This is a genomic window from Micromonospora sp. NBC_01392 (assembly GCF_045040125.1).
Taxonomy (GTDB): domain Bacteria; phylum Actinomycetota; class Actinomycetes; order Mycobacteriales; family Micromonosporaceae; genus Micromonospora.
On the sequence record NZ_CP109549.1, the window covers coordinates 5871360 to 5893732 of the forward strand.

Consider the following 22373-nt stretch of genomic DNA (forward strand, 5'->3'; position numbering starts at 1 on the left):
GGCATCCGCCGGGCGACTGGCACTCGACTGTAGCGAGTGCCAGTCTACGTCGGCACCCCCGTCGGCGCGATGATCAGCGCCGCACCCCGGGTGCGGTCCGTCGTGTCCGGGCGGCGCGTCGGGCCGAACAGCCCTGGTGCCGCTTGCCCCCGGGACCTACCGTGACGTCCATGACTGAACCTCCTCGCCCTCCCGGAGCGGGGGACCCCGGCCCCCAGCCCGACCCGTTCCCGCCGTCGGCGCCGTACGGCTCCTCGCCGGCCGACGAGCCCCCCACCGCACCACTGTCCGGGGCGCCGGGTGGGGGCGGCTATCCCCCGCCCGGCGGTTATCCGCCCCCGGGCGGCCAGCCTCCGCCGGGTGGCTATCCCCCGCCGGGTGGCTATCCCCCACCCGGTGGTGACACGCCGGGCTACGGCGCGCCCGGCGGTGGCGCCCCGGGCTACGGCGCGCCGGGCGGCGGCTACCCCGCCGGCGGCTCCTACGGCCCGCCGGCCGGCTACGCCAACAACGACGACAAGACCTGGGCCCTGGTGGCGCACTTCGGCGGCGCGGCCGGGATGCTGATCGGCGGCGGCGTGCTGGGCTGGATCGCGCCGCTGGTGGCGCTGCTGGCCCGGGGCAACCAGTCCCCGACCGTGCGGGCGCACGCGGTCGCCGCGCTGAACTTCCAGCTCATCTGGTCGATCATCGCGCTGGTCGGCTGGATCCTCACCTGCATCCTGATCGGCCTGGTGGTCGGCTTCGGCGCCATGATCGTCGGCATCATCTTCGGCATCCTGGGCGGCGTGAAGGCCAACGAGGGGCAGCTCTACCGCTACCCGATGTCGGCCAGCCTGATCAAGTGACAGTCGCCGGCCGGTCCCGCGCGGCGGGGCCGGCCGGACCGGTCAGGGCAGCAGGTCGCGGACCACGCCGTCGGCCAGCAGGCGACCGCGCAGCGTGAGCACGGCACGACCGTCCGCGTACGCGTCGGCGTCCAGCAGCCCGCCGGTCCGGGCCCGCTCGGCACCGGCCCGGCCGGCTTCGTCCAGCACGTCCAGCGGCAGCCCGGACGCCAGCCGCAACCGCAGCATCACGTCCTCCATGTGCTGTTCGTCAGCGGTGAGCCGTTCCCGGGCCAGCGCCGGCGAGGCGCCGTCGGCCAGCCGCTCCGCGTACCCGGCCGGGTGCTTGACGTTCCACCAGCGCACGCCGCCGACGTGGCTGTGCGCCCCCGGGCCCAGGCCCCACCAGTCGGCGCCGGTCCAGTAGAGCAGGTTGTGCCGGCACCGGGCCGCCTCGGAGCGGGCCCAGTTGGACACCTCGTACCAGGAGAAACCGGCCGCGTGCAGCGCCGCCTCCGCGGCCAGGTAGCGGTCCGCCGCCACGTCGTCGGAGGGGTACGGCAGCTCGCCCCGGCGCATCCGCGCGGCCAGCCGGGTGCCGTCCTCCACGATCAGGGCGTACGCGCTGACGTGGTCCACGCCGGCGTCGACCACCTGGGCCAGCGAGTCGGCGAAGTCGTCCGCGGTCTCCCCCGGCGTGCCGTAGATCAGGTCCAGGTTGACGTGGTCGAACCCGGCGTCGCGGGCCTCGGCGACGGCGGCGGTGGCCCGGCCCGCGCTGTGCCGCCGGTCGAGCACGGCGAGCACGCCCGGCGCGGCGGACTGCATGCCCAGCGAGATCCGGGTGTAGCCGGCCGCCCGCAGCGTCTTCAGCGACTCCGGGGTGACCGACTCGGGGTTGGCCTCGGTGGTCACCTCGACGTCGGCGGCCAGCCCCCAGGTGCGGTCGATGGCGTCCAGGATCCGGGCCAGGTCGTCGGCGGGCAGCAGGGTGGGTGTGCCGCCGCCGACGAAGACGGTGTCCACCCGGGGCGGCGGGGCGTCGCCGAGCACCCGGCCGGCGAGCGCCAGCTCGGCCAGCACGCTGTCGGCGTACGTCTCCCGGCTCACCCCGCCGCCCAGCTCCGCGGCGGTGTACGTGTTGAAGTCGCAGTAACCGCACCGGCTGGCGCAGAACGGGACGTGCACGTACACGCCGAAGCCGCGGGCGCCGACGGCGCGGCGGGCGGTGGCGGGCAGCGACCCGTCGCGCGGGACGGGTTCGCCTTCTGGAAGGACGCCGGGCATGGCCACTAGTGTGCCCGGCATGACCTCTCCGGACGCTCTCGTACGGGTCGCCACGGCCCGTGGGGTGACCACCCTCACCCTGGACAGCCCGCACAACCGCAACGCGCTCTCCACGCCGCTGATGACCGAGCTGCTGGCCGGGCTGGCCGCGGCGGTCGCCGACGACACGGTCCGGGCGATCGTGCTGGACCACACCGGCCCGGTCTTCTGCTCCGGCGCCGACCTGAAGGAGACCGCCGCCGCGTACGCCAGCGGGACCGTGCCGGCCGGCATGCTCGGCGACGTGCTGGTCGCCGTGCGGGAGTGCCCGAAGCCGGTGCTGGCGAAGGTGGCCGGGCCGGCCCGGGCCGGCGGGCTGGGCCTGATCGCCGCCGCCGACCTGGTGGTCTGCGCCGAGGAGGCGACGTTCGCGTTCACCGAGGTACGGATCGGCGTGATCCCGGCGGTGATCTCGGCGACCGTGCTGCCCCGGCTGAGCCCGCGGGCCGCCGCCGAGCTGTACCTGACCGGGGAGACGTTCGACGGCCGGCGGGCCGCCGAGATCGGCCTGGTCACCGCCGCCGTGCCGGCGGACGGGCTGGACGCCGCCGTGGAGCGCTACCGCGCGGCGCTGGTGAAGGGCGCGCCGAAGGCCCTCGCCGGGGCGAAGGAGCTGCTGCGCCGGCCGGCCGCCGCCGACCTGCGGGCGGAGATCGCCGCGTTGGCGACGCTCTCCACCGGGTACTTCCTCTCCGACGAGGGGCGGGAGGGGGTGCTCGCGTTCCGCGAGAAGCGTCCGGCGGCGTGGGTGCCCGCCGGCGAATAGAAGGCGGGGCCCCCGGTTGACGCCTCCGGTATAGGCGGGGCCCCGCTTGACAGCGACCCGTCACGGGGCGGTGACGCGGCGGCGAGCAGGCCGGTCGGCCGAGCCGGAAAGCGGGACGGGCGACGTACGCTGGTCGGACTGTCAGGACAGGGGGTGCGGGTGCGGACGCGACCGGCGATCGTGGCATCTGGTGTGGTGGTGTGCGTGCTGGCCCTGCTCGCGATCTGGTTCGTGACCAAGCAGTTCGGTCACCACCTGCGGCTGCCGCTGGCCAGCCGGACCTGCACCGTGCAGGCCGACGGTGAGGTGGTGCTGGGCGCCGACCAGATGGCCAACGCGGCCACCATCGCCGCCATCGGCGTGCAGCGCCAGATGCCCGAGCGCGCGGTGGTGGTGGCGCTGGCGACCGCCTACCAGGAGTCGCACCTGCGCAACATCGCGCACGGCGACCGGGACTCGCTCGGCCTGTTCCAGCAGCGCCCGAGCCAGGGCTGGGGCACGCCGGAGGAGATCCAGGACCCGCGCTACGCGGCCCGGAAGTTCTACGCCGCGCTGAAGAAGGTCAAGGGCTGGGAACGGATGCGGGTCACCGAGGCCGCCCAGCGGGTGCAGCGGTCGGCCTACCCCGAGGCGTACCAGAAGTGGGCGGACGAGTCGGAGGTCCTCACCCGCGCGCTGCTCGGCCAGGCGACCGGCGCGGTGGCCTGCACGGTCGGTTCGACTCCGACGCTGCGGGGCCCGGCCGCCGCCAGCGCGGTGCTGGAGGGTCTGACGCTGGACTGGGGCCTGCCCCGACTGACCGCGGCGACGACGCTGACCGGGCTGACCGTGCCGGCCGGTGACGACCGGGACGGCTGGCGCTACGCGCACTGGCTGGTCTCGCACGCCGACGACAACGGCGTGAAGCGGGTCCGCTTCGGCAGCCTGGAGTGGACCGCCGAGCAGGGCACCTGGGGCCGGGTGAAGGGCGACCCGGCGACGCAGGTGCTGGCCGAGGTCTTCGCCGACACCTGAGCTGGCACCTGAACCGACACCTGAGCTGGCACCTGAGCCGTCGATGGGCCGCCGGCTTCCCGCCGACGGCCCGTCATCGAGGTCGACCGGGGATCAGCCCTTCACCGCGCCGGCGACCAGCCCGGAGACCATCCGGCGCTGGACCAGCAGGAAGAAGATGATCACCGGCAGCGTGAACAGCGTGGACGCGGCCATCACCGAGCCCCACGCGGTGTCGTCCCGGCCGAAGAAGAACGTCATCGCCACCGGCAGCGTGTACCGCTGCTGGTCGTTGATGAACGTCAACGCGAAGATCAGCTCGTTCCAGGCGGTGATGAAGGAGAAGATGCTGGTCGCCACCAGGCCGGGCGCGACCAGCGGGAACAGCACCTTGCGGAACGTCTGCGCCCGGCTGGCCCCGTCGATCGCGGCGGCCTCCTCCAGTTCCTTCGGCACCGCCGCGACGAAGCCGCGCAGCATCCAGACCGCGAACGGCAGCGAGAAGCCGAGGTAGGTGAGGATCAGGCTGGGCAGCGTGTTGTAGAGGCCGAGCCGCTGGATCATCAGGAACAGCGGGATGACAAGCGCCTCCAGCGGGATCATCTGCACCACCAGGAGCAGGATCAGGAAGCTGGTGCGCAGTTTGAACCGGAACCGGGCCACCGCGGTGGCGGCGAGCAGCGCGACCAGCCCGCTCAGCAGCACGGTGGCCACCGCGACCAGCACGCTGTTGAGGAAGAAGTCGAGGAACGTCACGCCGGGGATCAGGTTGCCGGTGAGGATCTCCCGGTAGTGCTCCAGGGTGGGCTCCGCCGGCACCGGGCGCGGCGTGGCCGAGAAGATCTCCCGGTTGGGCTTCAGCGACGTCGCGATCATCCAGTAGACGGGAAACGCGGCGAAGAGCGCGACCAGCAGGCCGGCGCCGTTGAGCGCGATCTTCTTCACGACTCGTCCTCCTGCTTGAGCACCATGCGGACGTACAGGGCGGTCACCGCGAGCAGGATCACGGTGAGGATGACGGCGATCGCCGAGCCGAGGCCGTACTTCGGCGGCGGCGAGAACGCCTCCGCGTACGAGTAGATCGACAGCATGAACGTCGACCGGTCCTGGGTGCCGCCGGCCAGCACGAACTGCTGGGTGAAGACCTTGAAGTCCCAGATCGTGGAGAGCACCACCAGGATGCCGAAGACCGGCCGGAGCATCGGGAACGTGACCGACCAGAAGACGCGCCACGGCCCGGCGCCGTCGACGCGGGCCGCCTCCTGCAACTCGGTGGGCACGCTCTTGAGCCCGGCCAGCACGCTCACCGCGATGAACGGGAACGAGTGCCAGACCACCACCAGCGTCAGGATGCCGAAGAACAGCAGCGGGTCGTTGAACCAGCCGTAGCCGGTCCAGTCGCTACGCCCGAACAGCGTCGTGGAGAGGCCGTCGGGCAGCTTGTTGAACAGCCAGGTGACCAGGCCGCTCGTGTCGTCGAAGATCCACTTCCAGACGATGGTGCCGGTCAGCGCCGGGGTGGCCCAGGCGAGCATCACGCAGCTCGCCACGAACGTGGCCATCTTCTTGCCGAGCCGGTTGAGCAGCAGCCCGACCAGCGTGCCGAGCACCATGGTGAGCGCCACGTTGGCGACCGCGAAGAGCACGGTGTTGCGCAGCACGGTCCGGAAGAACGGGTCGCCGAGGATCTGCGCGTAGTTGGCCAGGCCGACCCAGGGCCACTCGCGGTCCCCCCGGAGCTGCCGGACGCTGTCCAGCTTGTAGAAGGACATCATCACGACCTGGCCGAGCGGCCAGAGCAGCAGCACGGCGATGATCGCCAGGCAGGGCAGGAGCAACAGGTACGGGAGGCGGTCCACCTTTCGGCGGCGCCGCCGCGCGGGGTTCTCCCGCGCGGCGGCCTCGCCGGTGGCCTTGGTCAGCGTTGTCACTTGGCGTTGAGAATGCTTTCCATCTCGGTGGCCGCGTCGGCGGTTGCCTTCTCGACCGTCTTCTGGCCCTTGATGACCGAGCTGTTCATCGCCTGGGTCACCGTCTTGGTGCGGCTGACCTCGACCCACTTCGGGGTGAGCGGGGTCAGCTTGGTGTTCTGGATGGCGGTCGCGAACGCGGCCATCACCTTGTCGTTGGCGTAGTTCCCGCCGCTGACCAGGTCCTGGTAGACCGGGAAGAAGCCAAGGCTGCTGGCGAACTCCTGGTCCTTCTGCTTGCTCAGCAGCACGGTCATGTAGTCCCAGGCCAACGCCTGCCGCTCGCTGTCCTTCCAGACCGCGATGTCGGAACCGCCGGCGAACGCCGGGGCGGCCTTGCCGTCCGGGCCGGGGATCGGGAACGTGCCCCAGACCTTCTCGATGTCGGGGTTGTCCTTCTTCATCGCGCCGCCCTGCCAGCTACCGGCGAACGCCATGGCGGCCTTGCCGGTGGCGAACTGGGTCCGGGCGTCGACCTCGTTCCAGCCGGCGGCGGCCGGCGGGGCGACCTTGTGCACGGTCACCAGGTCGGTCCAGAACTTGACCGCCTTCTGCGCCTCGGGCGTGTTGTAGCCGGACTTCCAGGTGTCGCCGTCCTTGGTGGCGATCTCGCCGCCGGCACCCCAGAGGAAGGAGTAGAACGGCAGCTCGGAGTTGCCGGGCAGGGCGATGCCGTAGGTGCCGGGCTTCTTGGCCTGGACGGCCTTGGCGGCGGCGACCATCTCGTCCCAGTTCGTCGGCGGCTTCACACCCGCCTCGGCGAACCAGTCGGTGCGGTAGTAGACGGCGCGCACGCCGGCGTACCACGGCACGCCGTACTGCTTGCCGTCGAGCTGGGCGTTCTTCACCAGGTCGGGCAGGATGTCCTTGCCCTCGGACCAGCCGTTGAACTTGTCCGTCACGTCGGCCAGGGCCTCCTGCGCGGCCCAGCCCTGGGTCTCGGTGTTGCCCAGCTCGGTGACGTCCGGGCCCTCCCCGCCGGCGAGCGCGGCCTGGAACTTCTTCGGCGCCTCGAGCCAGGGAATGTACTGCACCACGACGTCGGTCTCGGGGTGCTTCTTCTTGAACTCCGCCTCGACCGTGTCGAGGAACGTGGTCTGGGCGTCGCCGCCCTCGCCCATCATCCAGACCGTCAGCTTGCTGTTGTCGGCGGCCTTGTCATCGTCGCCGGAGCCACCGCAACCGGTCAGCACCAGCGCGGCCGACGCCACGATGGCGGTGACCGGAGCCAGCCGCTTCCACCTGTTCACGCCATATCTCCCTCAGGGCCGTTTGGCACTAACCTTCTCCGCCGCACCTTAGTAGGAAAATTTCCTTTACAACAGGGGGTGGGCCCGGCGGGCGACCGAGGCGACCGTATCGCAGCCGAACGCCCGGCCGGCAGGGGTGCCGTCCGGGCAGGTCAGAGCGGGAGTACGCGGACGGGCGCCCGGCCAGTGGCCGGGCGCCCGTCGAGCGTCGTGGTGGGGTCAGTAGCGCGAGACGCCACGCCGACGGCCGACACCGGCCACCAGGGCGACGCCGATGGCGGCGAAGAGCACCTGCAGCAGCAGCTCGCGCCAGTCGATGCCGGCGGTGTTGGCGAAGCCGGAGGCCCGGGCGACGATCGTGCCCAGCAGCGCGGCACCGACGCCGATCAGCATGTGCAGCCACATCGGCATGTTCTGCCGGCCCGGCACGACCAGGCGGCCCAGCGCGCCGACGATCAGACCAACGACCAGCGCCGTGATGATGCCCCAAACGGTGAGCTCCATGGTCGCCCTCCTCCTTCAGATCGAGTCACACGATGTCGTGTGGTTTCTGTCGTGACCGGTAAGTTCCCGACCGGCGAAAAATCCAAACCGACTCCGGTGACGAATCGTTCATCCCTACCGTGAGCTGGGTTTTCCCGCCTAAAGCCCGGCCAGGGCTGCCGTCGTCCCTGCCGTCGGCGAACCGACCGGCTTCAATGCGGAACGGCGAAGGGCGCCCGGCCGGTCGGCCGGGCGCCCGTCGAGGCGCGTTGGTACGCGGTCAGTGGTGGGTGACGCCCCGCCGACGACCAACCCCGGCCACCAGGGCCACGGCGATGGCGGCGAAGAGCACCTGCAGCAGCAGCTCGCGCCAGTCGATGCCGGCGGTGTTGGCGAAGCCGGAGGCCCGGGCGACGATCGTGCCCAGCAGCGCGGCGCCCACACCGATCAGCATGTGCAGCCACATCGGCATGTTCTGCCGGCCCGGCACGACCAGCCGGCCCAGCGCGCCGACGATCAGGCCGACGATCAGCGCGGTGATGATGCCCCAGACGGTGAACTCCACGGTCGGTCCTCCTATAAGCGGTTTCGCACGTTCTGTGCGGTTGCTGTCGTGACCGCTAAGTTCCCGACCGACCAGAAACCGAAACCGGCCGAATCCCCGTCTCGCCGGCTCCCGGCGGCTCGAAGACCCGAAACCCGCAGGTGGGAGCGGTTCCGGCGAGCTGAAAATTTCCTGAGTACGCGAACCGGCCGGCACCCTCGACGGAGGGTGCCGGCCGGTTTCGTGGGGTCGCCGGGGCTACTTCTTGCCGGCGGGCTTGCCGTCGCCGGAGTCGGACGAGAGCGCCGCGATGAAGGCCTCCTGGGGAACCTCCACCCGGCCCACCATCTTCATCCGCTTCTTGCCCTCCTTCTGCTTCTCCAGCAGCTTGCGCTTCCGGCTGATGTCACCGCCGTAGCACTTGGCGAGCACGTCCTTGCGGATCGCGCGGATCGTCTCCCGGGCGATCACCCGGCTGCCGATGGCCGCCTGGATCGGCACCTCGAACTGCTGACGGGGGATCAGCGACCGCAGCTTCGCCGCGATCGTGGTGCCGTAGTTGTACGCCTTGTCCTTGTGCACGATGGCGCTGAACGCGTCCACCGGCTCACCGTGCAGCAGGATGTCCACCTTCACCAGGTCGGACGCCTGCTCGCCGGAGGTCTCGTAGTCGAGCGAGGCGTACCCCTTGGTGCGGCTCTTGAGCTGGTCGAAGAAGTCGTAGATGATCTCGGCCAGCGGCAGCGTGTAGCGCAGCTCCACCCGGTCGGCGGAGAGGTAGTCCATGCCGAGCAGGTTGCCCCGGCGGCCCTGGCACAGCTCCATCACCGCGCCGACGTAGTCGTTCGGCGTCAGCACGGTGGCCCGCACGGTCGGCTCGTACACCTCGGCGATCTTGCCGGTCGGGTACTCGCTCGGGTTGGTCACCACGATCTCCTGGGCGTCCTCCGTGATGGCCCGGTAGACCACGTTCGGCGCGGTGGAGATCAGGTCGAGGTTGAACTCCCGCTCCAGCCGCTCCCGGATGATCTCCAGGTGCAGCAGGCCGAGGAAGCCGCAGCGGAAGCCGAACCCCAGCGCGCCGGACGTCTCCGGCTCGTAGACCAGCGCCGCGTCGTTGAGCTTGAGCTTGTCCAGCGCCTCGCGCAGGTTCGGGTAGTCCGAGCCGTCGATCGGGTAGAGACCCGAGTAGACCATCGGCTTCGGGTCCTTGTAGCCGCCGAGCGCCTCCCGGGCCGGGTTGCCGTTGATGGTGACCGTGTCACCGACCCGCGACTGACGGACGTCCTTCACGCCGGTGATCAGGTAGCCCACCTCGCCGACGCCGAGCGCGTCGGCCTTCACCATCTCCGGCGAGATGACACCGATCTCCAGCAGCTCGTGCACCGCGCCGGTGGACATCATCTTGATCCGGTCCCGGGCCGAGATGCGGCCGTCGATCACCCGGACGTACGTGACCACGCCGCGGTAGACGTCGTACACCGAGTCGAAGATCATCGCGCGGGCCGGACTGTCGGCCTCCCCCACCGGCGGCACGAACTGCCGGACGATCTCGTCGAGCAGGTACGGCACGCCCTCACCGGTCTTACCGGAGACCCGGATGCAGTCCGCCGGGTCACCGCCGATCAGGTGCGCCAGCTCCTCGGCGTACTTCTCCGGCTGGGCGGCCGGCAGGTCGATCTTGTTGAGCACCGGGATGATGCGCAGGTCGTTCTCGAGCGCCAGGTAGAGGTTCGCGAGGGTCTGCGCCTCGATGCCCTGCGCGGCGTCGACAAGCAGGACCGCGCCCTCGCAGGCGGCCAGCGAGCGGGACACCTCGTAGGTGAAGTCGACGTGGCCGGGGGTGTCGATCATGTTGAGCACGGCGGTCTCGCCGGTCCGGTCACCCTCCCGGATCGTCCACGGCATCCGGACGGCCTGGCTCTTGATGGTGATGCCACGCTCGCGCTCGATGTCCATCCGGTCCAGGTACTGCGCGCGCATCTGCCGGGGGTCGACCACGCCGGTGAGCTGCAGCATCCGGTCGGCCAGGGTCGACTTCCCGTGGTCGATGTGGGCGATGATGCAGAAGTTCCGGATGCGCGCCGGGTCGGTGGCACCAGGAGCGTTCGCGCCGGGATCGAGCTTCGGTGGCACAGCGGTCCGTTCTGGTCGGCTGACGTGAGCGGGCCGGCGCGCCGCCGGCCCCCTCTATGCTCCCACGTCGTCCGGCGCGCGCCCGGGCTCCCCCGGCACTGCCCGGCCACCCGCCGCCCGGTGGGGCGTCACTCCGCCGGCGGCTCGACGAAGAGCGCGGCGAGCCGGGGCAGCCGGCGGCGGGCCTCCTCCTCGTCGTCGAAGTCCCAGAAGTCGTTCAGGTCCGGCACCTTCACCGGGTCCCGGTCGGCCGGCAACTCGGACGCGGTGGCCTGCCGGTACGCCTCCCAGGGCACCGACAGCATCCGCTCGCACTCGAACTCCTCGCCGCTGAGCGCGGCAGAGCGGACCCGGGGCAGCTCGGCCAGCGAATCCGGCTCGGTCACCGCCCGCGCGAAGACGGCCCGGCCCTGCGTCATCAGCCAGCCCCGGAAGTATTCGAAGCCGTCGTCCGAGGCGCCCCCGTTGATCAGGTACGCCGCGCCCCACAGGTCGACCCGGTAGGAGGCGGCGAGCACCCGCCGCTGATGGTGGGCGTACCCGACGATCTCCTCCGGATCGCGCTCGGCGAGCAGCGCGACCGCCCGCACGGCGACCGCGTCGGCCTCTCCCCCGGCGTTGGCCCGGGCCTGGTCGATCAACTGCCAGAAGTCCTCGGTCCTCATGGTCGGCAGTCTGGCAGAGCCCACCGACGCGCCGTCCGCACCCGGCGGTGGTGGCGGTGCGGCAGCATGGAGCGGTGCGTGCGATCTCGCTACCACCCGTTCCGTACGGGGAGACGGCCGAACGACCCGGCTGGGCCGACCTGCCGGACGGGCTGCGCGACGCGCTGACGGCCCGGCTCGGCGGCCCACCGGCCGAGGTCCGGGTGGCCGGCGGCGGCTTCACGCGCGGCTTCGCCGCCGTGCTGACCGGCCCGACCGGCGACCGGGTGTTCGTCAAGGCGGCCGCGCTGGCCGGGCAGCGGCACCTGGTCGACTGGTACGCCCACGAGGCCGCGATCCTGGCCCGGCTCCCCGCCGGCCTGCCGGTGCCCCGGCCGCGCTGGGCGTTGACCGAGTCCGGCTGGTACGCGCTCGCGCTCGACGCGATCGACGGGCACACCCCCCGGCTGCCCTGGGACCCGGCCGAGCTGGCGGCGGCCCTCGCCACGTACGCCGACGTGGCCGCCGCGCTCGCCGAACCGCCCGGGGACCTCGTCGCGCTCGGGCTGCCGCGCCTGGCCGACCTGGCCCGGGACGACATCCTGTGGTGGGGCGAGGTGGCCGCCGGCCGCGAACCGCTGCCCGCGGCGGCGGCGGGCGTCCCGCTGGCGGAGCTGGTCGCGCTGGAGTCCCGCCTCCCCGGGTATGCCGACGCCGCTCCCGGGCTGGCCCACGGTGACCTGCGGGTGGACAACCTCCTGATCGACGCCGACGGTCGCGCCTGGCTCTGCGACTGGACCTGGCTCTGCCACGGGCCCGCCTGGTTCGACCTGGCCGGCCTGCTGCTCACCGGGTACGCCAGCGGCCTCGACGCGGACACCGCCTTCGCCCGCCACCCGGCGACCGCCGGGGCGCCCGCAGACGCGCTCGATGTGAGCCTCGCCGCACTAGCCGGCTACTTCCTCACCGGCGCCGCCGCCGACCCGTCCACCGCCTCCCCCCACCTACGCTCCCACCACCAGTGGAGCGGCACCCAGGCCCTCTGCTGGCTGACCGCCCGCCGCGGCTGGCCCCGGGGTAAGGAGGGGCCCCTTCTTAACGTTTCCGGTAGAGAAGGGGCCCCTTCTCACCCCTGCTGACCGGTGCGTTCGGGAGGCGTTTTGGCTCGTCCGGGAACGACCTGGTAGCCTGACCATTCGCGCGGCGATGACGCATGCTCGTCGCGTACGCAAGCTGACCAACCCGAGCTATCAAGACGAGGCTGTCGCGTGGCGAACATCAAGTCCCAGATCAAGCGCAACCGGCAGAACGAGAAGCGCCGGCTGCGTAACAAGTCGGTCAAGTCGTCGCTGAAGACCGCCATCCGCAAGTTCCACGAGGCTGCCGAGGCGGGCGACACCGAGAAGGCCTCCGTGCTCATGCAGGAGGCCACCCGGAAGCTGGACAAGGCCGCCAGCAAGGGTGTCATTCACGCCAACCAGGCGGCGAACCGGAAGTCGGCGATCGCCAAGCGCGTCGCCTCGTTCTCGGCCTGACAAGACCGTAGACCTGACCGGAAGCCCCGGGGCCACCGCCCCGGGGCTTCCGGCTGTCCGCGTTTCTCCGCCGGGGGCGGGATCGGGCGCGCGCACGCGGTCCGGCTGGCTTGGGCTGCATGGGCCGCGGCCCGGGCGGGCGCGGCTGGCTGGCGCGGCGCGACCGACTGGCGCGGCGCGACCGACTGGCGCGGCGCGGCGCGGCTGGCTGGCTGGCTGGCTGGCTGAACCGCATCGGTCGCGGCTGACTGGCTGGCGCTGCTGACTGACTGGCGCGGCTGGGCGGAGCGGGCGGCGGTCAGCGGAAGGGATCGGGCCAGGTGATCTCGGAGGCGGTCCGCCGGCCCCGCTCCTCAGGCCGGTCGAGCGGCGGCGCCGAACGCCCCGCCCGGTGGTAGGGAGCCGCCGATTGGGTGGCACTCCCGTCGCCGGCCAGACTCAGGCCACCGGGCACCGCCCGGACCGTGGCCGGCACCCGGGCTCGCCCGACGACCGGCTCCATCTGCCGGCGGAAGCGGTCCCGCTCCTGGTCGGGCACCTGGGCCGCGGTGCGGATCACGATCTCGGCCACCACGTCGTTGAGCTTGACCATGACCGCCACGGCGGTCGGCAGCACCAGCACCGCCCACCAGCTCACCAACTCGGCGAGCGAGAGCAGCACGGCCAGCGCCACCGCGCCCTCGAAGAAGAGGAAGCAGAGCACCCCGCCCGGGTTGACGAAGCGCAGGCCGAGCACCCGGGCGTAGAGGGGCCGGTAACGGTCCTCGTCCGTCGGCACGGTCGACCACGCTCGGGTCACCGGGCGCCGCCCTGCCGGGCGGCGGCCACCGAGAAGACGGCCCGCTCCAACGCGTACGCCCGGTCGTCGGCGCCGCCCTTGACGGCCGCGTTGCACTCGGCGGCGGCCCGCATCGCCGCGACCAGGCCCTCCGGCGTCCAGCCCCGACCCTGGCGTTGCGCCCGCTCGATCTTCCACGCCGGCATGCCCAGGCTACTGGCGAGCTGATAGGCGCTGCCCCGCCCGGCCGAGGCGACCCGGGCCACGGTCCGCACGCCGTCGGCGAGCGCGTCCGCGATGGGTACCGGATCGACCCCGACGTGCAGCGCCCAGCGCAGCGCCTCCAGGGCACCGGGAACGTCACCGACCATCGTCGCGTCGGCCACGGTGAAGCCGGTCACCTCGACCCGGCCCCGGTAGTAGCGGGCGACCGTCTCGGCGTCGATCCGACCGTCGGTGTCGGCGACGAGTTGCGAGCAGGCGGCGGCCAGCTCACGCAGGTCGTTGCCGACGGCCGCGATCAGCGCCTCGGCCGCGTCCTCGGCACACTTCCCGCCATGGCGGCGGATCTCGTCCCGGACGAAGGCGACCCGCTCACGGTGCCCCTTGAGCTTGCCCGCCGGCACCACGGTCGCGCCCGCCGACCGCAGGCCGTCGGCGAACGCCTTCCCCTTGGCGCCGCCCAGGTGCAGCACCACGAGCTGCACGTCCGGGTCGGGATTCTTCGCGTACGCCAGCAGCGCGGCGGACAGGTCCTTGCGGGTGTCCTGGCCGGAGCGGAGCACCAGCACCCGGCGACCGCCGAACAGGGACGGGCTCAGCATCTCGTCGATCTCACCGACCGCCAGCGAGCCGGCCTGGTATTCCCGCACGTCCACGTCGGGGTCCACCGCGCGGGCCCGGGCGACCGCGTCGGAGACCGCGCGCGTGGCGAGCAGCTCCTCGTCGCCGAGGACGAGCAGAATGGGAGGCAGGCTGGCGGGGGTCACGTCGCACATACTCGCACGCCCTCGGGGCGGATCGTGCCTGCTCATCGCGGACTGTGACGGCCCAGCCCGCACTCAACGCAAATCCAGACATTTGCCTTGATTCCTGATCTATAACGCAGAATCTCGGCGCCTTCGGCGCGACCGCCCCGGCTCGGAGCCGCGCACCACCACCCGGCAGACCGGCGCCGGCCCGGACGGCCTTGCAGCGGCGGCACCCCGGCGGGGGATGAGTACCGCTCGGCCCTGTCGCGTCCAGCAGCACCGCACGCTCGACCGGATCGACCAGCGCGCGCACCGACCGGGAAGCCTCCCGGACCCTCAGCGACCAGGAGACCTCCGGTCCGGTCGTGGGCGTCGACACCGCACGCCTCGCCGGAGGTCTCGCCTGGTCTCAGGCCGGCACGCCGTCGACGAGGCCCATGGTCGCCACGACTAGCCGATGCAGATGGCGACGGCCCTGATGGTCTGGACCGTCGTGCCCCGGTTGCTGCCGCGCACCGCCCAGCCGTTGCCGGAGGCGAAGGAGTCGGTGATGAAGATGTCGAAGGCGGATGTCTGGCCGCCACCGCCGGTCACGATCGTGCCGGCCGGGCAGGTGACGGTGGCGACCCCGTTGGCCCCCGGCGACACCGACACCGAGGTGCCGGTCCGCTGGGACAAAGGAGCCATCGCCACCCCCGACTTGGCGGCCGTGGTCGAGCCGGGGTCGGCGGCGGCAGTCAGCGGTACGGCCAGCAGGAGGCCGCCGGCCAGTGCCGCCCCCGCGCTGGCGAGGATCAGCTTCTTGTTCTTCATGGCTGGAATTCCCATCGCTTGTCGAGACATGGTCACCCGTACGGTGGCCCCAGGGTGGCCTACTCTGGGAGATCTAATCCATAGATAACTACCTAAATTCCCAGATAAGACAAATCTATCGGTATTCATCAGGTTCGACTCACGGCGATATCCTCTGACCAGGGCATCTGCCCCGCCTGGCCGTCTTGGCCGCCTGGCCGTCAGCATGGGTGCGGGCTCGCAGAGCCTCAGCGCGACCGCCCCGGCCCGGTGCCACGCGCCACCACCGCCAGACCGGCTCCGACCCTCACGACGGCCACGTCCCCGTCGGTGTCGGTACGCATCACCCGCGCGCCGCCCCCGCTCAACCGCCCCAGCAGACCGGCGTTGGGATGCCCGTAGTCGTTGTCGACACCGACGCAGACCAGCGCGACCGCCGGGCGCACCGTGGCGAGGAAGTCCGGATCCTGGTAGGCGGACCCGTGATGCGCCACCTTCAGCACCTCCGCCCGGAACGCGCCGGCCGGCACCGTCTCCAGCAATGCCCGCTGCTCCTCGGTCTCGGCGTCCCCGGCCAGCAGGATCCGCACACCGGCCACCGTGGCGGTCAGCACCAGGGAATTGTTGTTCGGGTCGGAGCGGCTGCCGCGCAGTGGGTACGGCGGCCCGACCGCGACCAGCTCCACCGCGCCGGCCCGCCAGCGCCAACCCGCCGACGCCGGGGCGAGCGACGCACCACCCCGACGGGCCGCCTCGCGCACATGGGCGACCCCGTAGGGCGGCTCGGACCAGGGCGGGCCCACCACCGCGCCGACCCGGCGGCCCCGGAACACCCCGGCCACCCCGCCCACGTGGTCGGCGTGGAAGTGGCTGACCACCAGCAACGACACCTCGCGTACCCGGAGGCGGCGCAGGCAGGCGTCCACGCCGGACGGCTCCGGGCCGGCGTCGACCACCACGACCCGGCCGGGGGTGACCGGCAGCACCACGGCGTCGCCCTGGCCCACCGCGCACGCCACCACCACCCAGTCGCGCGGCGGCCACCCGGAGGCGAGCAACCGGATCGGCACCGCGCCCAGCACCACGGCGACCGCCACGACCGCGACCAGCCGTCGGGCCCGACGGCGCCGGGTGGCGAGCAGCAGCGCCACGCTCACGGCGGTCAGCAGCAGGCCGCCGGTCACCCCGCCCGGCCAGGGCAGGTTCCCGGCCGGCAGCCCGGCCCCGTGGGTCGCCACCGCCACCAGCCAACGCGCCGGCCAGCTCGCCAGCCAGGCGAGGAACTCCGCGCCGGCCGGCCACACCGGCGACAGCACCGCGGCGAGCACACCCAGCACCGTGGCCGGCGCGACGGCGGGCACCACCAGCAGGTTCGCCGGCACCGCCACCAGGCTGACGGTCGCGGACAGCGCGGCGATCACCGGGCCGCAGGCGAGCTGCGCCGCAGCCGGCACCGCCAGTGCCTCCGCCAACCCCGGCGGTACGCCCCGACGACGCAGCGCGTCCCGCCAGCCCGGCGCGAGCAGCAGCAGCCCGCCGGTGGCACAGACCGACAGCGCGAAGCCCGGGTCACCGGCCAGATCCGGGTCCAGCAGCACCAGGCCGGCGACCGCCGCGGCCAGGGCGGGCAGCGCGGCCCGGGGCCGGCCGGCGGCCAGCGCGGCGAGCCCGATCGCACCCATCGCCGCGGCCCGCACCACGCTCGGCGAGGGTCGCACCAGGATGACGAAGCCGACAAGCGCCAGGCCGCAGAGCGCCACGGCGGTACGCGGACCGGCGCGCGCCCAGCGGGCCAGCAGCAGCACCGCTCCCACCACGATGGCCACGTTGGACCCGGAAACCGCGTTGAGGTGCGTCATCCCGGTGGCCCGGAAGTCCTCCTCCACCTCGGGCAGCAGCCGGCTGGTGTCGCCCACCACCAGGCCGGGCAGCAGCCCACCCGGGGCGTCCGGCAACGGCTCGCAGGCCCGCTGCAACCCGGCCCGCAGCGCGCCGGCCGCCCGCTGCGGCCACGACGCGGCGCGGTGCCGGGTGGGCGGCCCGGTGGCCGAGAGCACCGCCGCGGTCAGGTCGCCGCCGCGCGGCGCGGCGAGCCGTCCCCGGGTGGTGACGCGCTGCCCCGGCAGCAGCCCCCGCCAGCCGGGATCGGTGGCCAGCACCAGACCGCGCACCGGGCCGGTGACCTGACCGCCGTCGGCGCCGGTGAGGCGTACCAGATCGACCCGGACCAGCAGGGTGGCCGCGCGGCCGGGCGCGCCGCGCACCGGGCGGGGGTCGTCCCGGACCACCAGGTCGGCGGTGACCAGGGCGCGTTCGGCGACGAGCGCGCGGACCGGGGCGGCGTCGCGGACCGCGACCCGCGCCCCGGTGGCCGCCGCCCCGCAGAGCGCCCCGAGCAGGACGGTGACGGCGATCCAGCCGTACCGGCGGGCCGGGCCGACGGGGTGACCCAGCAGGCCACCGAGGTGCAGGCCCGCGACGAGCGCGAGCGTGGCGGCGACGGCGGCCAGCCCGGCGGTCCACCGGACGGAGAGGTGCAGCCCGGCCAGCGCGGCGAGCCAGGCCGCCACCGCGAAACCGGCCAGTCGCAGGTCCGGCCCGGCCTCCCCACCGTCGGTGCTCACACCGTCACCAGTTCCTTGAGCTGCTCGTAGCGGGCGTCCCCGATGCCGTCGACCTGACGCAGGTCGGCCACGGACCGGAACCCGCCGTGCTGGTCCCGGTGGTCGAGGATCCGCTGGGCGAGCACCGGGCCGACGCCGGGCAGCGCGTCGAGCTGGGCCAGCGTGGCGGTGTTCAGGTTGACCGGCCCGGCCGCCGGACCACCGGGCGCACCGCCGCCGGCCGCCGGACCGGGTGCGGGCTGCCCGGGCGGGGCGGTGACGCCGACCAGGATCAGCTCACCGTCGGTGACCTTCCGGGCGGGGTTGAGCAGCGCCACGTCGATCCCGGGCAGTGCTCCCCCGGCTGCCGTCAGGGCGTCGGCCAGCCGGGCGCCGGCCGGGAGCCGGACCAGCCCGGGGCGGCGGACCTTGCCGGCCACCGTGACGACCACCTGGCCGGACGGACCCGCCGGGTCGGCCGCTTCGGTCGCCGCGCCGGCCGGCGCCCGCGTCGCCACCCCGGCCGGCGTCTCGCCGACCGACTCGACCGGCCGGACCGGTTCGGCGCTCGGCCGGGATCGCCACGCCCAGACGGCGGCCACCAGGACGACGATCGCGGCCACCACGGCCAGGACGCGGACGCCTCGCCGGCCCGGATCGAACGCGCCCGGTCCGGGCAGCCGGGACGTCAGCCCGGGCCCGGCCTCCGGGTCCGGGCTGTCCTCGTGGGGCCCGTCCGCATCGTCCGTCGTCGGTGTCCCCGACAGGGGCGCCGGGTGTCCGCGTCGCGCTCCGGGGCGGTCCGGCTCGGCGAACGGGTACGCCGGTGGCGGCTCGGGCACCGCCGCTCGGACGGCCGGCGGAGCGCTGCCGGCGGGAGCCGGAACGGCAGCCCTGCCCGCCGCCGGCGTGAACAGCCGGGCGAGCCTCCGCCGTACCGTCGTCTCCTCGTCGTCTGACACGGCCGGGACGCTAGCGGCGACGCCGGGCGGAGAGCTGTCCCGCGTACCCTCGCCTGTGGACAGCAGGGCGGTTGTGGACAACCACCTGATCATGCGGGGGATGTGCTGGCGATGACTGGCCTTCTCGCGTACCGCGACGCGAAGCAGCCGCGGCGGGCCCGCGTGGAGGCGTCGCGGTGGGTGGAACGTCATGGTTGCCAAAACGGGCGGGAGACACCCGTGGCGTTCCAGCCACGGGTGTCTCCGGCGCGCGCCGTCACTCACGGCCAGCACGGGCCGGAGGAGCGCGCCGGTCAGCGTGCCTCCGGGTCCAGCCCGAGCGCGGCCCGACCGCCGTCGACCGGCAGCGTCACACCGTTGACGAACGAGGCCGCCTCCGACAGCAGGAACGCGACCACGTCGGCCACCTCCCCGGTACGCCCCATCCGGCCCACCGGGTGCAGCCGGGCCAGCTCCGACTCGACGTGCTCCACCCCGGCCCGGTCCAGCCCGGCCAGGTAGGCGGCGTGCCGTTCGGTGTGGATCGAGCCGAGCGCGACCGCGTTGCTGCGGATGCCGTGCCGGCCGTAGTCGACCGCGAGCGCCCGGGTCAGCCCCTCCACGGCGGCCTTCGCGGTGGCGTACGGCAGGGCGCCCGGCACCGCCCGGCGGGCCTGGTGGGAGGAGACGTTGACGATCGCGCCACCGCTCCCGGCGGCCAGGAACCGGCGTACGGCGGTGCCGGCCCCCACCACGGCGGGGCGCAGATTGGCCGCGATCAGGTCGAACACCTCGGTCGCGGGCACCCGGTGCAGGTCGCCGTCGCGGAAGACCGCGGCGTTGTTCACCCAGCCGGCCAGCGGCGCGGACGCCTCGGCGCGGTCCGCGGCCCGGCCGGTGACCGCCTCGTCGGCGGCGTCCCCGGTGACGGCGTGCAGCCGGTCGGCGGCCGGATGCCCGGCCAGCCAGTCGAGCGCGCTGTCGTCCCGTTCGACCACGACCACCGCGCCACCGTCGGCGGCCAACCGTTCGACGACGGCCCGACCGACCCCCCGACCGCCTCCGGTGACGACGTACGACCGCGCGTTCATCCGGCCAACCTAGCGCGGGCGACCGCGGCGTGCCCGGTGACCGCCCGCCACCGGGACCGTCACGGGCGACGGTGGACGACCACGCAGGCCAGCCCGGGACCGGCGTGCGCGGCGACCACCGCACCGGCCTCGGTGACGTACGTGTCGTGCAGCCGGTCCCCCAGCCGCTCGGTCAGCGCCGTCAGCAACGCCTCGGCGCGCTGCGGGGCGGCGAGGTGGTGCACCCCGAGGTCGACGTCGTTGTCGCCGGCCGCTTCGACGGCCAGGTCGACCAGGCGCGCCACGCCCCGGCTGGCGGTGCGGACCTTGTCCCGCACCACGATCGCGCCGTCCGGCATGTGCATGATCGGCTTGACCGAGAGCGCGGTGCCGAGCAGCGCCTCGGCCGCGTTGATCCGGCCGCCCCGACGCATGAACTCCAGCGTGTCGACGTAGAAGAAGATGGTGGTCCGGTCGATCGCGTCCAGCGCCGCCGCGCGTACCCCGGTCAGGTCGGCGCCCCCGGCGGCGGCCGAGGCGGCGGCGAGCGCCGGGAAGCCGAGGCCCATGCCGGTGGAGCGGCTGTCCACCACCGCGACCCGGTCGTCGCCGACCTCGGCGGCGGCGAGCCGGGCGGCGTCGACGGTGCCGGACAGCCCGGCGGAGAGGTGCACGGAGACCACGCCGTCCGCGCCGTCGGCGAGCAACGCGCGGTAGACCTGCGTGAACTGTTCCGGCGCGGGCCGGGAGGTGCTCACCGAGACGCGTCGGGCACCCAGCGCGCGGGTGGCGTCCGCCGGGAAGGTCTCGATGCCCTCCAGCCCTTCGGCGCCGTTGAGCACGACGGTCAGCGGGACGACGGTGAGCCGGTGCGCGCGGACCAGCTCGGGGGGCAGGTAGGCGGTGGAGTCGGTGACGACCGCTACGGGCATGACCGGCACGCTAGCCGATGTCGCGGTGCCGCGCCGGGGCCGACCGGCTCAGACCGCGTCGGTGAGCGCCGGCTGGGTGATCAGCCCGACATTGTGCGCGCGCAGGTGCCAGCCGCGGACGTCGTCGTGGCGCAGCTCGGTCCAGTGGCAGTTGGCCAGCGAGCCGACGCTGCGCAGCACCACGTGGTCCCAGCCGAGCAGGTGGCCGATGCCCTGCCGGGCCCCGCCGCCGTGGGTGGTGACCACCACGGTGCCGCCGGTGGCCAGGTCGGCCGCGTCGCGGAACGCGGCGCCGAGCCGCCCGCCCAGGTCGTCGAGGCTCTCGATGCCGGCGCCGGGGTCGGGGTCGCCGGCCCGCCAGCGGGCGAACTCGTCGGGGAACCGCTCGGCGGCCTCGGTCAGGGCCAGGCCCTGCCACTGCCCGAAGTGCCGCTCGCGCAGCCGTGGGTCGGAACGGACCGGCAGCCCGGTCGACGCGGCCAGCGCGGCGGCGGTGTCGGCGGCGCGGCGCAGGTCGCTGGCGACGATGGCGTCCGGGCGCAGCGCGGCCAACACCGACGCGGCGGCGCGGGCCTGCTCCCGGCCGAGGTCGTTGAGCGGCACGTCGGTCTGCCCCTGGACGCGGCTCTGCGCGTTCCAGTCGGTGTTGCCGTGCCGCCAGATGATCAGGCGGGTCATTCGGCGGTGGCGGTGCCGGCGGCCGAGTCGGCCAGGTCGCGGTCCACGAACGGGATCTGCGGGCAGTCCTTCCAGAGCCGGTCGAGCGCGTAGAACTCGCGCTCCTCGGTGTGCTGGACGTGCACCACGATGTCGACGTAGTCGAGCAGCACCCAGCGACCGCCCCGCTCACCCTCGCGGCGGACCGGCTTGGCCTTCTCCGGCAGCTCCAGCAGGCGCTCCTCGATGGCGTCGACGATGGCGAGGACCTGCCGCTCGTTCGGAGCGGAGGCCACCAGGAACGCGTCGGTGATCGCGAGCTGGTCGCCCACGTCGATGATGACGATGTCCTGTGCCTTCTTGTCGGCCGCGGCCTGGGCAGCGGCCATCGCCAGCTCGTGGGCGCGTTCCGGAATGGTGGTCACCGTTCTCCTTCGATCAACCGTGCGACCCGTCAAGCCTCTCACACCGGGCGGCGTGACGACTTGTCAGTTCTGGCCGGTTATCGGCACGAAAAGGGAGATAACGGGCGAGATCAACGCTGGTAGAGGCGCCGTTTGGCGATGTACTGCACCACACCGTCCGGTACCAGGTACCAGACCGGCTCGCCCCGGCCGACCCGGGCGCGGCAGTCGGTGGAGGAGATGGCCATGGCGGGCACCTGCACCAGGCTGACCGAGTCGGCCGGAAGATGCTTGTCGGTCAACTCGAAGCCGGGGCGGGTCACCCCGATGAAGTGAGCCAGCTCCAGGACGTCGTCCAGGTCCTTCCAGGAGAGGATGCGCTCCAGCGCGTCCGCGCCGGTGATGAAGAAGAGCTGCGCCTTCGGGCCGTACTCGGCGTGCAGGTCGCGCAGCGTGTCGACGGTGTAGGTGGGCCCGCCACGGTCGATGTCGACGCGGCTCACCTGGAAGCGGGGGTTGGAGGCGGTCGCGATCACGGTCATCAGGTAGCGGTCCTCGGCCGGGCTGACCGGTTCGTCCGCCTTCTGCCACGGTTGCCCGGTCGGCACGAAGACCACCTCGTCCAGCCCGAAGCGGTCGGCCACCTCGCTCGCCGCCACCAGGTGACCGTGGTGGATCGGGTCGAACGTGCCACCCATGATGCCGATCCGCCGGATGTCTTCCTCCACCCCGCGATCCTAGGCCGCGCCCC

At 73.2% G+C, this 22373-nt stretch carries 23 protein-coding genes; 5 read left to right on the top strand and 18 right to left on the bottom strand.

All coding sequences use genetic code 11. The annotated features are described in order from the left end of the window. Window positions 1-170: 170 nt before the first annotated feature. The gene (locus tag OG767_RS25390; RefSeq protein ID WP_405090818.1) at window positions 171-848 is read left to right on the top strand and encodes a DUF4870 domain-containing protein; all 678 of its coding nucleotides are present in this window, start codon (window positions 171-173) and stop codon (window positions 846-848) included. A gap of 42 nt (window positions 849-890) precedes the next feature. Here OG767_RS25390 and hemW read toward each other — a convergent pair whose 3' ends face one another. Then, a complete protein-coding gene (gene hemW, locus OG767_RS25395) occupies window positions 891-2114 on the bottom strand; it encodes a radical SAM family heme chaperone HemW (protein WP_405090819.1) in 1224 nt (407 codons plus the stop codon). 19 nt (window positions 2115-2133) lie between these two features. On the opposite strand from hemW, the gene OG767_RS25400 reads away from it, so the two are divergent. After that, the gene (locus tag OG767_RS25400) at window positions 2134-2919 is read left to right on the top strand and encodes an enoyl-CoA hydratase-related protein (protein WP_405090820.1); all 786 of its coding nucleotides are present in this window, start codon (window positions 2134-2136) and stop codon (window positions 2917-2919) included. A 153-nt stretch (window positions 2920-3072) separates the two neighbouring features. Then, window positions 3073-3933 carry a hypothetical protein gene (locus tag OG767_RS25405; protein WP_405090821.1) on the top strand — a complete coding sequence of 287 codons (861 nt, stop codon included), beginning with the start codon at window positions 3073-3075 and terminating at the stop codon, window positions 3931-3933. A 93-nt stretch (window positions 3934-4026) separates the two neighbouring features. Here OG767_RS25405 and OG767_RS25410 read toward each other — a convergent pair whose 3' ends face one another. The 7 genes from OG767_RS25410 to OG767_RS25440 form a co-directional block, all read right to left on the bottom strand. Further along, window positions 4027-4857, bottom strand: coding sequence for a carbohydrate ABC transporter permease (locus tag OG767_RS25410; RefSeq protein ID WP_357300924.1), 831 nt, complete (start codon window positions 4855-4857; stop codon window positions 4027-4029). Next, a complete protein-coding gene (locus OG767_RS25415) occupies window positions 4854-5843 on the bottom strand; it encodes a carbohydrate ABC transporter permease (RefSeq protein WP_281937219.1) in 990 nt (329 codons plus the stop codon). The genes OG767_RS25410 and OG767_RS25415 overlap by 4 nt, the downstream gene beginning before the upstream one ends. After that, the gene (locus tag OG767_RS25420; RefSeq protein WP_405090822.1) at window positions 5840-7132 is read right to left on the bottom strand and encodes a sugar ABC transporter substrate-binding protein; all 1293 of its coding nucleotides are present in this window, start codon (window positions 7130-7132) and stop codon (window positions 5840-5842) included. Before OG767_RS25420 ends, OG767_RS25415 begins: the two co-directional genes overlap by 4 nt. A 219-nt stretch (window positions 7133-7351) precedes the next feature. Further along, complete coding sequence (locus OG767_RS25425) at window positions 7352-7636, bottom strand: GlsB/YeaQ/YmgE family stress response membrane protein (protein WP_405090823.1); 285 nt, start codon at window positions 7634-7636, stop codon at window positions 7352-7354. Between the two features lie 259 nt (window positions 7637-7895). After that, window positions 7896-8180, bottom strand: coding sequence for a GlsB/YeaQ/YmgE family stress response membrane protein (locus OG767_RS25430; protein WP_405090824.1), 285 nt, complete (start codon window positions 8178-8180; stop codon window positions 7896-7898). Between the two features lie 237 nt (window positions 8181-8417). Further along, window positions 8418-10295, bottom strand: coding sequence for a translation elongation factor 4 (gene lepA / locus OG767_RS25435; RefSeq protein WP_405090825.1), 1878 nt, complete (start codon window positions 10293-10295; stop codon window positions 8418-8420). A 128-nt stretch (window positions 10296-10423) separates the two neighbouring features. After that, entirely contained in the window at window positions 10424-10960 is a 537-nt protein-coding gene (locus OG767_RS25440; RefSeq protein WP_405090826.1) for a DUF4240 domain-containing protein, read from the bottom strand. Between the two features lie 74 nt (window positions 10961-11034). On the opposite strand from OG767_RS25440, the gene OG767_RS25445 reads away from it, so the two are divergent. Together OG767_RS25445 and rpsT are read left to right on the top strand one after the other, a co-directional pair. Then, window positions 11035-12078, top strand: a complete 1044-nt coding sequence (locus OG767_RS25445; RefSeq protein ID WP_405090827.1) for a phosphotransferase family protein — start codon at window positions 11035-11037, stop codon at window positions 12076-12078. Between the two features lie 129 nt (window positions 12079-12207). Beyond that, window positions 12208-12474 (top strand): 30S ribosomal protein S20, encoded by a 267-nt coding sequence (gene rpsT / locus OG767_RS25450; RefSeq protein WP_405090828.1) that lies wholly within the window; start codon window positions 12208-12210, stop codon window positions 12472-12474. Between the two features lie 298 nt (window positions 12475-12772). On the opposite strand, the gene OG767_RS25455 is transcribed toward rpsT, so the two are convergent. From OG767_RS25455 to nadD, 10 genes are all read right to left on the bottom strand, one after another. Then, on the bottom strand, window positions 12773-13273 hold the full coding sequence (locus OG767_RS25455) for a hypothetical protein (RefSeq protein WP_405090829.1): 501 nt from the start codon (window positions 13271-13273) through the stop codon (window positions 12773-12775). Next, window positions 13270-14250, bottom strand: coding sequence for a DNA polymerase III subunit delta (gene holA / locus OG767_RS25460; protein ID WP_405090830.1), 981 nt, complete (start codon window positions 14248-14250; stop codon window positions 13270-13272). The genes OG767_RS25455 and holA overlap by 4 nt, the downstream gene beginning before the upstream one ends. A 423-nt stretch (window positions 14251-14673) precedes the next feature. Then, the gene (locus tag OG767_RS25465) at window positions 14674-15051 is read right to left on the bottom strand and encodes a hypothetical protein (RefSeq protein WP_405090831.1); all 378 of its coding nucleotides are present in this window, start codon (window positions 15049-15051) and stop codon (window positions 14674-14676) included. Window positions 15052-15263: 212 nt separating this feature from the next. Continuing rightward, window positions 15264-17639 carry a ComEC/Rec2 family competence protein gene (locus OG767_RS25470; protein ID WP_405090832.1) on the bottom strand — a complete coding sequence of 792 codons (2376 nt, stop codon included), beginning with the start codon at window positions 17637-17639 and terminating at the stop codon, window positions 15264-15266. Further along, entirely contained in the window at window positions 17636-18580 is a 945-nt protein-coding gene (locus OG767_RS25475) for a helix-hairpin-helix domain-containing protein (RefSeq protein WP_405090833.1), read from the bottom strand. Before OG767_RS25475 ends, OG767_RS25470 begins: the two co-directional genes overlap by 4 nt. A gap of 293 nt (window positions 18581-18873) precedes the next feature. Continuing rightward, window positions 18874-19650 carry an SDR family NAD(P)-dependent oxidoreductase gene (locus OG767_RS25480; RefSeq protein ID WP_405090834.1) on the bottom strand — a complete coding sequence of 259 codons (777 nt, stop codon included), beginning with the start codon at window positions 19648-19650 and terminating at the stop codon, window positions 18874-18876. A gap of 59 nt (window positions 19651-19709) precedes the next feature. Continuing rightward, window positions 19710-20561, bottom strand: coding sequence for a DegV family protein (locus OG767_RS25485; protein WP_405090835.1), 852 nt, complete (start codon window positions 20559-20561; stop codon window positions 19710-19712). Window positions 20562-20609: 48 nt separating this feature from the next. Further along, window positions 20610-21239, bottom strand: a complete 630-nt coding sequence (locus tag OG767_RS25490; RefSeq protein ID WP_405090836.1) for a histidine phosphatase family protein — start codon at window positions 21237-21239, stop codon at window positions 20610-20612. Next, window positions 21236-21607, bottom strand: a complete 372-nt coding sequence (rsfS, locus tag OG767_RS25495; RefSeq protein WP_107155880.1) for a ribosome silencing factor — start codon at window positions 21605-21607, stop codon at window positions 21236-21238. The genes OG767_RS25490 and rsfS overlap by 4 nt, the downstream gene beginning before the upstream one ends. 146 nt (window positions 21608-21753) lie before the next feature. Next, entirely contained in the window at window positions 21754-22350 is a 597-nt protein-coding gene (gene nadD / locus OG767_RS25500; RefSeq protein ID WP_107155686.1) for a nicotinate-nucleotide adenylyltransferase, read from the bottom strand. Window positions 22351-22373: the final 23 nt, after the last annotated feature.